Annotated in this window: 13 protein-coding genes; 6 read left to right on the top strand and 7 right to left on the bottom strand. The window is 73.2% G+C overall.

The window, feature by feature from the left end; all coding sequences use genetic code 11:
• The 4 genes from E1285_RS20400 to E1285_RS20385 form a co-directional block, all read left to right on the top strand.
• Window positions 1-408, top strand: a 408-nt coding sequence (locus E1285_RS20400; RefSeq protein WP_165966683.1) for an adenylyltransferase/cytidyltransferase family protein, incomplete at its 5' end; no start/stop codon positions are given.
• Window positions 405-1,082: an SDR family oxidoreductase gene (locus E1285_RS20395; RefSeq protein WP_132154379.1), complete on the top strand. Its 678-nt coding sequence runs from the start codon at window positions 405-407 to the stop codon at window positions 1,080-1,082. The genes E1285_RS20400 and E1285_RS20395, both read left to right, overlap by 4 nt.
• Window positions 1,073-2,032, top strand: a complete 960-nt coding sequence (locus tag E1285_RS20390; RefSeq protein ID WP_243722929.1) for a glycosyltransferase family 9 protein — start codon at window positions 1,073-1,075, stop codon at window positions 2,030-2,032. Before E1285_RS20395 ends, E1285_RS20390 begins: the two co-directional genes overlap by 10 nt.
• A complete protein-coding gene (locus E1285_RS20385; RefSeq protein ID WP_207946692.1) occupies window positions 2,032-2,988 on the top strand; it encodes an NAD-dependent epimerase/dehydratase family protein in 957 nt (318 codons plus the stop codon). Before E1285_RS20390 ends, E1285_RS20385 begins: the two co-directional genes overlap by 1 nt.
• Window positions 2,989-3,009: 21 nt before the next feature.
• Here E1285_RS20385 and E1285_RS20380 read toward each other — a convergent pair whose 3' ends face one another.
• Window positions 3,010-3,924 carry a polysaccharide pyruvyl transferase family protein gene (locus E1285_RS20380; RefSeq protein WP_243722928.1) on the bottom strand — a complete coding sequence of 305 codons (915 nt, stop codon included), beginning with the start codon at window positions 3,922-3,924 and terminating at the stop codon, window positions 3,010-3,012.
• Window positions 3,925-4,102: 178 nt separating this feature from the next.
• On the bottom strand, window positions 4,103-4,564 hold the full coding sequence (locus tag E1285_RS20375; RefSeq protein ID WP_132154375.1) for an SRPBCC family protein: 462 nt from the start codon (window positions 4,562-4,564) through the stop codon (window positions 4,103-4,105).
• 222 nt (window positions 4,565-4,786) lie between these two features.
• Between E1285_RS20375 and E1285_RS20370 the strand changes: the two genes are divergently transcribed.
• The gene (locus E1285_RS20370) at window positions 4,787-5,635 is read left to right on the top strand and encodes a SigB/SigF/SigG family RNA polymerase sigma factor (protein ID WP_165966682.1); all 849 of its coding nucleotides are present in this window, start codon (window positions 4,787-4,789) and stop codon (window positions 5,633-5,635) included.
• A 63-nt stretch (window positions 5,636-5,698) separates the two neighbouring features.
• Here the strand turns inward: E1285_RS20370 and E1285_RS20365 are convergent, their stop codons facing one another.
• The 5 genes from E1285_RS20365 to E1285_RS20345 form a co-directional block, all read right to left on the bottom strand.
• Window positions 5,699-6,574 carry a serine protease gene (locus tag E1285_RS20365; RefSeq protein WP_132154371.1) on the bottom strand — a complete coding sequence of 292 codons (876 nt, stop codon included), beginning with the start codon at window positions 6,572-6,574 and terminating at the stop codon, window positions 5,699-5,701.
• Window positions 6,575-6,584: 10 nt separating this feature from the next.
• Window positions 6,585-8,102 (bottom strand): glycerol kinase GlpK, encoded by a 1,518-nt coding sequence (glpK, locus tag E1285_RS20360; protein ID WP_132154369.1) that lies wholly within the window; start codon window positions 8,100-8,102, stop codon window positions 6,585-6,587.
• Between the two features lie 40 nt (window positions 8,103-8,142).
• A complete protein-coding gene (locus tag E1285_RS20355; RefSeq protein WP_243722927.1) occupies window positions 8,143-8,982 on the bottom strand; it encodes an MIP/aquaporin family protein in 840 nt (279 codons plus the stop codon).
• A 290-nt stretch (window positions 8,983-9,272) separates the two neighbouring features.
• Window positions 9,273-10,952: a thiamine pyrophosphate-binding protein gene (locus tag E1285_RS20350; protein ID WP_132154367.1), complete on the bottom strand. Its 1,680-nt coding sequence runs from the start codon at window positions 10,950-10,952 to the stop codon at window positions 9,273-9,275.
• Entirely contained in the window at window positions 10,949-11,722 is a 774-nt protein-coding gene (locus E1285_RS20345) for a cyclase family protein (protein WP_132154365.1), read from the bottom strand. Before E1285_RS20345 ends, E1285_RS20350 begins: the two co-directional genes overlap by 4 nt.
• A 216-nt stretch (window positions 11,723-11,938) precedes the next feature.
• On the opposite strand from E1285_RS20345, the gene E1285_RS20340 reads away from it, so the two are divergent.
• A complete protein-coding gene (locus E1285_RS20340) occupies window positions 11,939-13,078 on the top strand; it encodes a serine hydrolase domain-containing protein (RefSeq protein WP_132154363.1) in 1,140 nt (379 codons plus the stop codon).
• Window positions 13,079-13,100: the final 22 nt, after the last annotated feature.

The following is a 13,100-nucleotide window of genomic DNA, read 5'->3' as shown; positions in this document are numbered from 1 at the left end:
GTCGTGGCCACCGGCGGCTGCTTCGACCTGCTGCACGCCGGCCACGTCAGCATGCTGCAACAGGCCCGGCGGCTCGGCGACTGCCTGATCGTCTGCGTCAACTCCGACGCCTCCGTCCGCCGCCGCAAAGGCCCGGCCCGGCCGGTCACGCCGGCCGCCGACCGCGTCCGGGTACTGGAAGCGCTCAGCGACGTCGACGCCGCGCTGGTGTTCGACGACGACACCCCGGCCCCGCTGCTGGAACGCCTGCGTCCCGACGTCTGGGTGAAGGGCGCCGACTACGCCGGAACCGCGCTGCCCGAAGCCGAGACCATCCGCGCCCACGGCGGCGAGGTAGTCCTGCTGCCCCTGCTGGAAGGGCGCTCCACCACCCGCCTGCTGTCGACCACGAAGGGAAACGCGTCATGAACGTCCTCATCACCGGGGGGTCCTCCGGACTCGGCGCCGCCGTCGCGCGCAAGGTCGCCGACGACGGCGGGCGCCCCCTCATCCTCGACCGGCACCCGCCCAAGGACGACTTCGACCACATGCAGGCCGACCTGACCGACCGCAGATGCGCCGAGCGCGCCGTCCACGGCCTGGCCCGCTCCGCCGGCGGCCTGAACGCCGTCGTCACCGCCGCCGGCATCGACGCCTGCGGAACCCTCTGCGACGTCCCCGCCGAAGACTGGGAACGCGTCATCCACGTCAACCTGCTCGGCACCGCCGCCGTCGTCCGCGCCGCGCTGCCCTACCTGGAGAACGAACCGGCCGGACGCGTCGTGACCGTCGCGTCCACGCTGGGGTTCCGGGCGGTGAGCGACGCCACCGCCTACTGCGCCTCCAAGTTCGGCATCGTCGGCTTCACCCGGGCCCTCGCCGTCGAAATGGCCGGACGCGTCGCCGTCACCATGGTCGCGCCCGGCGGGATGGACACCGCGTTCTTCGACGACCGCCCCGAGCAGTACAAGCCGGGCGCGGACGCCAAGCTCAACCGTCCCGAGGACGTGGCGGCCACCATCGCGTTCGTGCTCTCCCAGCCTCCCGGCTGCGAGGTGCGCGAGATGGTGGTCTGCCCCTCGCAGGAAACGTCGTGGCCGTAACGGCGACCACGGCCGGAAACCGGGTCCTGGTGCTGCGCGCGCTCGGCCTCGGCGACCTGCTGACCGGCGTCCCCGCGCTGCGTGCCCTGCGGCGCGGGATGCCCGGAGCCCGGATCACCCTCGCCGCCCCGGCCGCGTTGGGCCTCCTCGCCCGTTCCACGGGGGCGGTCGATGACGTCCTGCCGGCGGAGGGACTGGGGCCGCTGCCACCCGCCGGTGCGGTCGACGCGGCGGTCAACCTGCACGGCCGCGGCCCGGAGAGCCACCGGCTCCTCGGCGCGCGGGCGCCCGGCCGGCTGCTGGCGTTCGCCTGCCCCGAGGGGGGCCACGCCACCGGGCCACGCTGGGACCCGGGCGAGCACGAGGTGGCCCGGTGGTGCCGGCTGGTGTCGGCGTACGGGTTCGGCGCCGACCCCGGCGACCTGGACCTGCCCGCGCCCCCGCTCCCCTCTCCCGCGCCGGGCGCGGCCGTCGTCCATCCGGGCGCGGCGTTCCCGGCGCGCCGCTGGCCCGCCGAGCGGTTCGCGGCCGTCGCGGCGGCGCTGCGGGACGGCGGCGAGCGCGTCGTCGTCACCGGCGGCGAGGGGGAGGCGTCCATCGCGCGCCGCGTCGCCGGACTCGCCGGGCTGGGCGAGGGGGCCGATCTGTCGGGCCGCACCCGCCTCCCGGAACTGGCGGCGCTCGTCGCGGGGGCCCGGCTGGTGGTGTGCGGCGACACCGGCGTCGCCCACCTCGCGACGGCGTTCCGGACACCGTCGGTGCTGCTGTTCGGCCCGACGCCGCCCGCGCGGTGGGGGCCGCCCGACCGGGCCGAGCACCTGGTCCTGTGGGCGGGCCTGCGGGGCGATCCGCACGGCCGCGAGCCCCATCCGGGCCTGCTGGAGATCTCCGCCGACCAGGCCGTGGAAGCCGCCGGGAGAGCGCTCACCGCAACCGCAAGGGGGACATGATGAGACATCCACGCGCCGTCGTCACCGGAGGATCCGGGTTCCTCGGCTCGCACCTGTGCGAGGCGCTGCTGGCCCAGGGCGTCTCCGTCGTCTGCCTGGACAACCTGCTGACCGGCACGTCCCGCAACATCGCGCACCTGACCGAACGGCGGGACTTCAGGTTCCTGAGACGCGACCTCACCGAGCCGGTGAACGTCCCCGGCGAGGTCGGATACGTCTTCCACCTGGCCTCGGCCGCCTCCCCCGCCGACTACCTGCGATACCCCGTCCAGACCCTCGAAGTCGGCAGCCAGGGCACCCGCAACGCGCTCGAGCTCGCCGAGACCAAGGGCGCCCGGTTCGTGCTCGCCTCCACCTCCGAGGTGTACGGGGACCCGCTGGTGCATCCGCAGCCCGAGTCGTACTGGGGCAACGTGAACCCGGTCGGGCCGCGCAGCGTGTACGACGAGGCCAAGCGGTTCGGCGAGGCGCTGACGTCGGCGTTCCGGCACTCCCGCGGCCTCGACACGGCGATCGTGCGGATCTTCAACACCTACGGGCCGCGGATGCGCCCCGACGACGGCCGCGCCATCCCGACGTTCCTGCGGCAGGCGCTGACCGGAGAGGACCTCACCGTCACCGGGGACGGCTCCCAGACCCGCTCGATCTGCCACGTGGACGACACCGTCCGGGGCGTCATCGCCCTCGCCATGGCCGGCCATCCGGGGCCGGTCAACATCGGCAGCCCGTACGAGGTGTCCATGGCCGCCCTCGCCGAGCTGATCATCGGCCTGACCGGCTCGCGGTCCCGGGTCCGCTTCGTCGACCGCCCGGTGGACGACCCGCGCGTCCGGCGCCCCGACACCGCACTGGCCGAAGAGGTGCTCGGCTGGCGTCCGCGCATCTCCGTCGAGGACGGCCTGCGCGGCACGATCGAGTGGTTCGCCCGGGAGCTCCTCATCGCCCATCCGGCCTGACCGGCCCGCCCGGCGCCGCCCTCAGCGGGCTCCGAGGACGTCCATCAGCTCGCCGATCATGGCCCCGTCGGCGGGCAGCGCGGGGGCGCGGCCCGCGCCCTCGGGCGACAGGCACCATTCCCACCACCGGTCCAGTTCCCGCTCGTCGAGCAGCGGGCCGTCCCGCCCCGGCGCCCGCTCCGGGACGGTCACCACGGCGGGCCACGACCAGGCCCGTGCCTGCGCGGCCACCTTCGCGCCGCCGCCCACGGGGTCCACGGCGAGCGCCGGGACGCCGTTCTTCAGCGCCAGGACCAGCCCGTGCAGCCGCGTCGTGACGACCAGGTCGAGCCTGCGCAGCGCCGACTCCAGCTCGGCCGCCGTCGTGCACAGGCGCCAGTCGCGCGGGTCGAGCCGCGTGTCGAGGGGCACCCGTGCGCACTCGCGGGCGCCGAGCCAGTCCGTCAGCTCCTCCTCGGCCCGTCCGTCCCGCCGCGCCCCGTACTCGGCCTGGCCGGGCGCCAGGACGACCCCGGCGACGGGCACGGACGGGGTCGCCGGCAGCGCCGCCAGGTCGTGCCGGGGCGCCTCCGCCGGGGCGTCGCGCGCGAGGACGGCGTCGAACCCGGTGACCGCGGGGTCGTCCGGATCGATGACCGAGACGCCGACGGCGACACGGGTGCAGCGCGCGTACCGGCGGTGCAGGTCCTCGATCTGCCGGCCGTGCAGCGGGCCGCAGGCGAACACCAGGTGGGTGTAGCGGCCGGGGTCGGCGCGGCCGAGGTCCAGCCCGCCCGGCCGGAAGACCGGGCTCCACGCGAGGTCGCAGCCGACGCCGGCCTCGGCCAGCCCGTGCCGCACCGCCTCCATCGCCAGGACGTCGCCCGCCGTGGCCTCACCGTGCAGGAAGCTAGGCCACCCCGTGACCAGCACGCGCATCTGCCCGCGGCGTGACACTTGAGACACCTACCGGTTTACCGAAACGACCGTCTGGGCAGAGTCAGGGAGCGGCCCACTCGCGAGCTCGGAGCCAGGTGCTCGGAGCTGCGAGCCTGGGCCGCACCAGCGTGCATGGCGCCTCTACCCGCTCACGCGCCCGTCAACCGGTGCCGGGCCTCGCGCGCCGGGCGTCCGGTCAGGGGTCGGGGCGGTCGACCTTGCCGCGCCAGCCGCCGGTCTGGACGCCGCGGGCCTCGATGAAGGCCTTGAAGCGCTGAAGGTCGCCCTTGACGCGGTGGCCGAGGGCGCCGAGCCTGTCGCCGGCCTTCTCGGCGAGGCCCTCCGGGTCGATCTCCATCTGGGCGGTGACGCGCGTGGTGGTCTCGTCCAGCCGGTGGAAGGTCACCACCCCCGCGTGCGTCGGCCCCTCCAGGGACTTCCAGGCGACGCGCTCGTCGGGCAGCTGCTCGGTGATCCTGGCGTCGAACTCGCGGACGACCCCGGCCATCCGCGTCCTCCAGCGCAGGGTGGTGTCGTCGAGCTGGCGGATCTCCTCGACACCGTCCATGAACTGCGGGAACGTCTCGAACTGCGTCCACTGGTCGTAGGCGGTGCGGATCGGGACGGTGACGTTGACCGACTCGGTGATCGTGCTCACGGCTCCCCCTCAGGCGTCACGGGGGCGGTACCCGGGGGGACGTCCTTTATCCCGGGCCCGGACCGCCGGCGGCCGGGCACGCGCAGTCACGGTCGCCCGATTCCCCCGTGCACAGGGGGCTTTCCGTGTGATCGGCAATTAGCCGGGTAGTGGACGGGCACCGAGTGATCGCCCCTGCCTCGCCGGCCTGGGCCGGCCCCTCCCGGAAAGGAGATGACCCGCATGGCCTCGGCGCAGCCCACCACGGCGCAGCCCACCACGGCGCAGCCCACCACGGCGCAGTCCACCACGGCGCAGCCCACCACCCGGTTCAACGACGGACAGACCGAGATGCTGCTGGCGGAGATGAACGGGCTCGGGGAGGACGATCCCCGGCGGGAACGGCTGCGGGCGCGCATCGTCGATATGCACGCCGCCCTGGTCCGCGGTGTGGCGCGCCGGTACGCCAACCGAGGCGAACCCATCGACGATCTCCAGCAGGTGGCCTACCTCGGGCTGGTCAAGGCCATCAACAGGTTCGACCCGGGGATCGGCGACCGGTTCGTCACCTACGCCTACCCCGTGGTGACCGGAGAGGTGAAGCGCCACTTCCGCGACAAGACCTGGGGCATCCGCGTGTCGCGCCGCATCCAGGAGCTGCGCCCGGTGCTCCAGCGCACCCTCCAGGAGTTCACCCGCGAGCACGGCCGCTCCCCCACCACGGCCGAGATCTCACGGCTCATGGACATCACGGAGGAAGAGACCATCGAGGTCATCGTCGCCTGCGACGCCTACCGCCCGCTGTCCCTGGAGGCCCCCGCCGACGGCTCGCAGAGCGGCGACAACGGCACCGTCGGCGAGTACCTCGGATCCAACGACCCCGCCCTGGACGCCTTCATCAACGGCCACGCCCTCGCGCCGCTCATCGACGACCTCCCCGAGCGGGAGCGCACGATCCTGCTGCTGCGGTTCTTCGGCAACAAGACCCAGACCCAGATCGCCGAGCAGATCGGCCTGTCCCAGATGCACGTCTCGCGGCTGCTCCGCGCCACCCTGGACCGGCTCCGCGCCGGGCTGCTGGCGGAGCGGTGACAGGGCGGTGACCCGGCGGTGCCAGGGCGGCGGCGGAGCCGGTGACCGGAGGCGGCGGACGGGTCAGGGCTTGGGAAGCGCACACCCCCCGCCCAGCACCACGTCGTTCCCCTTGCCGAGGCAGCGGGCGAGCAGGTAGGTCTGCTGGCCGTAGTTGACGCCCTGGCGGACGGTGACGTCGCCGTCGCGTCCGACCTCGCACGGGTTGTTGAGCGTGCAGCGCTCACCGTCCTCGTTGCCGGTGTTGTTGACCCCGACGACGCGGCGCGTCCGCACGTCGACGATCGGCGAGCCCGACGTGCCGCCGATGGTCTGGCACTCGGGCGTGTAGCGGATCGAGTCCTTCCACGTCCAGTCCGCCTCGCGCAGCCGGTGGACGGTGTCGTCGATCTTGCAGCCGTAGATGGTCTTCCAGTAGCCCGACACGACCCGGATCCCGGTGCCGTCGTGCGGGCGGGCCATCGACAGGCGCAGCGCGGGGATGCCGTACCGCTTCTCGATGGCGGCGTAGGTGGTTCCGAGCCGGTAGACCGCCACGTCGGTGTCGGTCATCGTGGCGTACTCGACCCTGGTGGCCCGCAGGGAGCCGAGTTCCTTCTCCCCGGTCCGGTCCAGGAGCGTGAACGTCCGGGACGACTCCTGGTCCACGATGACCTCGCCCGCCCCGGGCATGCCCGTCTCCAGGCAGTGGCCGTTCGTCAGGACCAGCGCCGCGTCGGTGTCCCGGGAGCGCGGCGCGCGCACGATGGAGCCCGAGCAGTTGCTCAGCGCGACGATCCCGGTGAAGTCGACCTCCCCTCCCGGCTTGTGCGGGGCGGCGTCCCGCAGGTGGGGGGCGGCCGGCTGGACGGGCGCGGCCTGCGCGGCGCCGGCGGCGGTCAGCGTGCCGGCGCCCACCACGGCGGCGAGGGCGGCTGCGGCGAGGCAGCGTCCGATCATGGGATTCCTCTCAGTCCACGTCCACCCAGCCGTAGGTGCGTTCGACGGCCTTCTTCCAGCCGGCGTAGCCGGTCTCGCGTTGCTCCTCGCTCCACGTGGGTTCCCAGCGGCGGTCCTCGTTCCAGTTCTGGCGGAGTTCGTCGGTGGTGGTCCAGAAGCCGACGGCCAGGCCGGCGGCGTAGGCGGCGCCCAGCGCGGTGGTCTCGGCGACGACGGGCCGGGAGACCGGGACGCCCAGGACGTCGGCCTGCAGCTGCATGCACAGCTCGTTCTCGGTGACGCCGCCGTCGACCTTGAGGACGTCCAGGGTGACGCCGGAGTCCTCGCGCATGGCCTCGACCACGTCGCGGGACTGGTAGCAGATCGATTCCAGGGTGGCGCGGGCCAGGTGGGCGTTGGTGTTGAAGCGCGACAGCCCGACGATCGCGCCCCGGGCGTCCGAGCGCCAGTAGGGCGCGAACAGCCCGGAGAACGCGGGCACGAAGTAGACGCCGCCGTTGTCGTCGACCTGCCGCGCCAGCGACTCGCTCTGCGCCGCGCCGGAGATGATGCCGAGCTGGTCGCGCAGCCACTGCACCGCCGACCCCGTCACCGCGATCGACCCCTCCAGCGCGTATACCGGCCGGTCGTCGCCGAACCTGTAGCAGACGGTGGTGAGCATCCCGGCCTTCGACCTGACGAGTTCCTCACCGGTGTTGAGCAGGAGGAAGTTGCCGGTGCCGTAGGTGTTCTTGGCCTCGCCGGGCGCGAAGCACACCTGCCCGACCGTCGCCGCCTGCTGGTCGCCCAGGATGCCCGTGATGGGGACCTCGCCGCCCAGCGGGCCGTCCGCGCGGGTCGTCCCGTACGGGTCGGGCGCGGAAGAAGGCTTGATCTCCGGGAGCATCCGGCGCGGGATGCCGAAGAAGGACAGGAGCTGGTCGTCCCAGTCGAGGGTCTCCAGGTCCATCAGCATGGTGCGGCTGGCGTTGGTCGGGTCGGTGACGTGCACGCCGCCGTCCCTCCCGCCCGTCAGGTTCCACAGCACCCACGTGTCGATGTTGCCGAAGATCGCGTCGCCGTTCTCGGCGGCCTCCCGGACGCCGTCGACGTTCTCCAGGATCCACTGGACCTTGCCGCCGGAGAAGTACGTGGCGGGAGGCAGGCCGGCACGGTGCCGGATCGTCTCGCCCCGCCCGTCCCGTTCCAGCGCCGAGGCGATGCGGTCGGTGCGGGTGTCCTGCCAGACGATCGCGTTGTAGTACGGGCGGCCGGTCCGCCGGTTCCACACCACGGTCGTCTCGCGCTGGTTGGTGATGCCGAACGCGGCCAGGTCGCCGTGGTTCAGGTTCGCCCGGTTCATCGCGGACTGGATGACCGCGCGGGTGCGTTCCCAGATCTCGGTCGGGTTGTGCTCGACCCACCCGGCCTGCGGCAGGATCTGGTCGTGTTCGAGCTGGTGGCGGGCGATCTCGTTGCCGCCGTGATCGAAGATCATGAAACGGGTGCTCGTGGTGCCCTGATCGAGCGCTCCGACGAAGTCGGCCATGGACTCTTCCTTTCTGCGGCGGGGCGGGACCCGTCCGGAACTAACCCTTCTCCGGCTCGAGCTCGATGACCTCGGCCGCCCCGTCCTCATCGGGGGTGTGCAGCCCGACGAGCAGGACGTAGAGCCCGGCGCCGATGACGCCGCCGAGGAGCGGTCCCGCTATCGGGACCCAGAAATACAGGTTCCCGAACTGATCACTCCAGGCGTCCCCGTAACCCGTGAGCCATTGGACGAGTCTCGGGCCGAGGTCGCGGGCCGGGTTGATCGCGTAGCCGGCGAGGGCTCCGTAGGACATCCCGATGCCCACCACGATGAGGCCGATGATGAACGGGGCCAGGTTCGACAGCGGCGGCGCGTTGCGCAGGTCGATGAGCGCCATCACGAGGAAGAGCAGGATGGCGGTGCCGATCACCTGGTCGCGGAACGCCGGCCAGGTCCCGATCGGCAGCGTCCCGTTGCCGGGCATGGTGGAGAAGACGATGTGCGACTTCTCCGTCAGGCCGGGGTCGAACTTCTGCAGGACCTCGCTGTAGTTCCACCGGACGATCAGGGCGCCGACGAAGGCCCCGGCCGTCTGCGCGATGGCGTACGGGAGGACCTTGCGCCACGGGAAGCCCTTGAAGAACGCGAAGGCGAGCGTGACGGCCGGGTTGATGTGGCCGCCGCTGATGCGGGCCGAGGTGTACACGCCCAGCGTGACCCCGATGCCCCACGCCCAGGCGATGCTGTCGTGGTCGCCGAGGCTCTGCGGGTCGCCGAGCCCCCCGGCGGCGATGACCTGCGCGACGACGCCGCACCCGAACAGGATCAGGATCATCGTGCCGGCGAACTCCGCGGCCATCTCCCGTGCGAGCTCGGGGACCTTCGGTCCTCGCGTCATCTCTCCTCCTCAGGGGTGTGTGACGTAAGGCACAACCGCCGCGAACGTAATTTCGTCCGATCAAGCGGGTCAACCGCCGCGCGCCGACAATGTCGGCACCCAGTCCGGTCCATCACCACCCCCGCGGAAATGATCGTGACCGTGATCGTTCCCAGGGGCCGCTTCTCTACACCGTCCTCCAGCCCCCCACCTGCCACCTTTCAACCGACGAGCCCCGCTCGTCGTCCGCCAGCCCCCACCCACCACCTTTCAATCGACGAGCTCCGCTCGGCGACCGGCCGGCAGCCCGGTCAGTGGCCGCGGAAGGCCTCCTCCAGCCACCAGGAGGGGTGGGTGCGCGTGACCTTGGCGTCCACGAGCATCGGGCGGTCGCGCGGGCCCGCCAGCCAGTCGGCCACCGCGGCCAGGTCCTCGCGCCGCCGGACGGTCGCCGCCGCGCAGCCGAACCCGCGGCCGATCGCGGCCAGATCGGCCGGCGGGAACGTGACCGTGTCGAGGGGATGCCCGCCGGGGCGGAAGTGGTGCACCTCCGCGCCGTAGGCCTCGTCGTCGTAGACGACCACGAGCAGCCCCAGCCCGAGCCTGACCGCCGTCTCCAGCTCCACGGCCGACATCAGCGCGCCGCCGTCGCCGAGCGCGGCGACCGTGAGCCGGTCGGGGCGGGCCACGGCGGCGCCGATCGCCGTGGCCAGGCCGAGGCCCACCGCCTGGAACGCCTGGGTGAACACGAGCGCGTCGGCGTCGGGAACGTCCAGGAACATCGCGGGGTAGCCCATGAAGTTGCCCGAGTCGACGGCGACGGTGCGCTCTCGGGGCAGCATGGCGTCCAGGGCGATCGACAGCGTCCGCGGGTCGATGCGGGGCCCGCCGCCGGCATCACCGCCGGGATGCTCCTGGTAGGGGACGTCCTGCCAGCGTCCTTCTCTGGCGAGCCGCTCGGCCACGTCCGGGGTGCGGTAGCCGGCGGCGGAGTGTCCGCGCGCGTCCAGTTCGGCCGTGACGGCCCGCGCGGTCTCGGCGGCGTCGCCGATGAGGCCGAGGTCGACGGGGCGGTGCGCGCCGAGCGCGCGGGCGTCCAGGTCGACCTGCACGACCTTCGCGTCCGCGGCGACGAGGGCGCCGTGCCGGGTCGTCCACATGTTCAGCGAGCAGCCCCAGCCGACGATCAGGTCGGCGCCGCGGATCAGCTCGGCGGCGGCCGGGGTGGCGAAGCCGCCGCTGACGTCCAGGCCGAAAGGGTCGCCGGTGAACAGCCCGCGCGCGACGGCGGAGGTCGCGGGCAGCGCGCCGCACCGTCCGGCCAGCTCGGCGAGGGGCTCGCGGGCGCCGGACAGCCGCGCTCCCCGCCCGGCGATGAACACCGGCCGCTCGGCGTCCCGCAGCGCGTCGGCCAGGCGGGCGATCGCGGCCGGCGGCGGCACCGGCAGCGGCGGGTTCCGCGGGCGCCGGCCGGCGGCGGGGCGTTCCCCGGCGCCGTCCGGATGCTCGGCGTCCTGGATGTCGAGGGGAAGGCCGAGCAGCACGGTCCGGCGCTCGGTGACCGCCGTGCGGCAGGCGCGGGTCACGTCGGCGATCGCGGTCCGCGGGGAGTGGACCCGCTCGGGGACGGCGCCCACCGCCGCGGCGATCGCCGCCTGGTCGACGCGGAAGTTGGAGCGGACCGCGGCGGCGGCCACCTCGCCGGTGACCACCAGCAGCGGCGTGCGGCTCTTGGCGGCCTCGGCGATGCCGGTGACCGCGTTGGTGAGGCCGGGCCCCTGGTGCAGCGACACCACGCCGAGGCCGCCGCTCACCCGCGCGTACGCGTCGGCCATGGTGGTGGCCCCGGCCTCGTGCCGGGCGGCGACGAACCGGGCGCCGTTCGCCACGAGCGCGTTGGTGACGTGGAAGTTGCCGCTGCCGACGACGCCGAAGACCGTGTCGGCGCCGAGCCGCGCGAGGGCCTCGCCCACGGCCTCCGCGACCCTCATCGTTCGATCAGCGCGAGCACGCGGGCGGGGCTGCCCGAGCCGCCGACGATCGGCAGCGGCGAGGCGAGCAGCACGGCGCCGCGGGCGGGGAGCCGTCCCAGGTTCTGCAGCTGGGTGAGCCCGTACTTGCCGGCGCCGCAGAAGTAGGAGTGGCACGGGAACGGCGGGTCGAACGCGTGGGCGCCGCCCGCGTCGGTGCCGACGGTCTCCACGCCGAGCCCGAGCAGGGGCGTCTCCTCGGCGAGCCACCGGGCGCACTCGGCGGAGATCCCGGGGGTGTGCGAGCCGCTCTCGTCGGCGTTGAGGAAGGCGTCCTGGTCGCCGACCCGGGCGTCCCAGCCGGTCCGGTAGAGGAACCAGCCGCCCTCCGGGAGCGGCCCGTGCGCCTTCTCCCAGTCCCGGACGTGGTCGATCTCCAGCAGGAAGTCGGGGTCGGCGGCGGCGTGCGCGGAGGCGTCCAGCACGGCGGCCGGGGCGACCAGCCTGCCCGGCGGGACCTGCGAGACGTCCTCGCCGTCGCGGCCGGAGGCCCAGTGCACGGGCGCGTCGAAGTGGGTGCCGACGTGCTCGCCGGTGACGATGTCGTTCCAGTACCAGGCGGGCCCGCGGTCGTCGTACCGGCTGATCTCCTCCAGCCGGAACGGGACGGTGTTGGCGAACGGCTCCGGCAGCTGGAGGATCGGGGTCCGCTCCGACAGCGGGGCGGTCAGGTCGACGATCTCGACCGAGCCGTCGGAGACGGCGGTGAGCAACTGGCTGAGCACGGACATCGGTCCTCCGGCGGCACGGGGCGGCTTACTGGCGCGGGTGCCATGAACGTATCGCAGAAGGGCCTGTTCGGAGGGTCACCCGGGCCAGGTCCACAACCGTTTGCTCATGCTCATATCCGGGTCCGGTTTTCGTTGCATGACCACATGGACGCACCGTCGCCGCGCGATCACCATCGGGGCGGAACCCCGGTCGACACCCGCCCCCACGGAGGCCGCATGCGCCGCAGGCCCTGGACGATCGCGCTCACCACCACCGCACTGGCGGCCGCACTCGCCGCCGCTCCCGCACACGCCGCTCCCGCCACTCCGCCGCCGCCCGCGCCGCCGCCCGCCGCCGTCGCCGAGCACCGGGCGGGCTTCGACCCGCTGCTCCCCTCGTCCGATCCGGTCGAGTTGCGCGAGGCGTACCGGCCGCTGCCGGTGACCTACACCCACGACGGCCGGACGCACACTCTCGACGACTACCTCGCCCGTACGGGCACCCAGGGCTTCGTCGTCCTGGACGGCCACGACATCGTCTTCGAGCGCTACTTCGCCGCCGACCGCAACAGCCTCTTCCAGTCGTGGTCGGTGGCGAAGTCGTTCACATCGGCGGCGGTCGGCATCGCGCTCGGCGAAGGGCACATCGACTCGATCGACGACCCGGTCACCCGCTACCTCCCCGAACTGGACGGGTCCGGGTTCGACGGCGTCTCGCTGCTGGACCTGCTGCGGATGTCGTCGGGGATCGAATGGAACGAGACGACCGACATCCCGCCCGTCCACGTCGCCGCGAGCCTCGGGCATCCGCTCACCGAGATGGCCAAGCAGCAGAAGCGCGGCTGGGAGCCGGGGACGAGGTTCGAGTACACCAGCATGAACTCGTTCGTCCTCGGCTGGGTCGTCGCCAGGGCGACGGGGGTTCCGTACCACAGCTACGTCCAGGAGAAGATCTGGGAACCGGCCGGGATGGCGGCCAAGGCGTTCCTGGGCAACGACTCCAGCGGCAACAGCATGGGGTACTGCTGCTACTACGCCACCGACCGCGACTTCGCGCGGTTCGGCCTGCTGTACCTGAACGGGGGCAAGGCCAACGGGCGGCAGGTCGTCCCGGCCTCCTGGGTGGCGCAGTCCACCCGGCCGTCCGCGCCCTTCAACCAGGGTTACGGCCTGCAGTGGTGGCTCGGCGAGGACGGCGGCTTCTCCGCCAACGGCCTCGGCGGGCAGCTGATCTGGGTCTCGCCCAGGTACGACGTCGTCATCGTCAAGTCGGCGCTCTTCACCGTCCTGGGCGAGGATGAGACGGACGCGGCGTTCGAGGCGGTCGCCGCCGAGGTCGCCCGGACCCGTTCGGCCCGTCCGGTGACGGCGCACTGACCGCCCGCCGGTCCGTCTTCCC

The organism is Actinomadura sp. 7K507 (assembly GCF_004348425.1).
Lineage (GTDB): Bacteria > Actinomycetota > Actinomycetes > Streptosporangiales > Streptosporangiaceae > Spirillospora.
This window is presented reverse-complemented; position numbering and strand designations above follow the sequence as displayed.

Bases quoted from the DNA above. Each gene is read 5' to 3' on its own strand.
- E1285_RS20385 (WP_207946692.1), top strand. From the start codon at position 2,032: ATGAGACATCCACGCGCCGTCGTCACCGGAGGATCCGGGTTCCTCGGC.
- E1285_RS20365 (WP_132154371.1), bottom strand. From the start codon at position 6,574: ATGATCGGACGCTGCCTCGCCGCAGCCGCCCTCGCCGCCGTGGTGGGC.
- E1285_RS20370 (WP_165966682.1), top strand. From the start codon at position 4,787: ATGGCCTCGGCGCAGCCCACCACGGCGCAGCCCACCACGGCGCAGCCC.
- E1285_RS20350 (WP_132154367.1), bottom strand. From the start codon at position 10,952: ATGAGGGTCGCGGAGGCCGTGGGCGAGGCCCTCGCGCGGCTCGGCGCC.
- glpK (WP_132154369.1), bottom strand. From the start codon at position 8,102: ATGGCCGACTTCGTCGGAGCGCTCGATCAGGGCACCACGAGCACCCGT.
- E1285_RS20345 (WP_132154365.1), bottom strand. From the start codon at position 11,722: ATGTCCGTGCTCAGCCAGTTGCTCACCGCCGTCTCCGACGGCTCGGTC.
- E1285_RS20355 (WP_243722927.1), bottom strand. From the start codon at position 8,982: ATGACGCGAGGACCGAAGGTCCCCGAGCTCGCACGGGAGATGGCCGCG.
- E1285_RS20340 (WP_132154363.1), top strand. From the start codon at position 11,939: ATGCGCCGCAGGCCCTGGACGATCGCGCTCACCACCACCGCACTGGCG.
- E1285_RS20395 (WP_132154379.1), top strand. From the start codon at position 405: ATGAACGTCCTCATCACCGGGGGGTCCTCCGGACTCGGCGCCGCCGTC.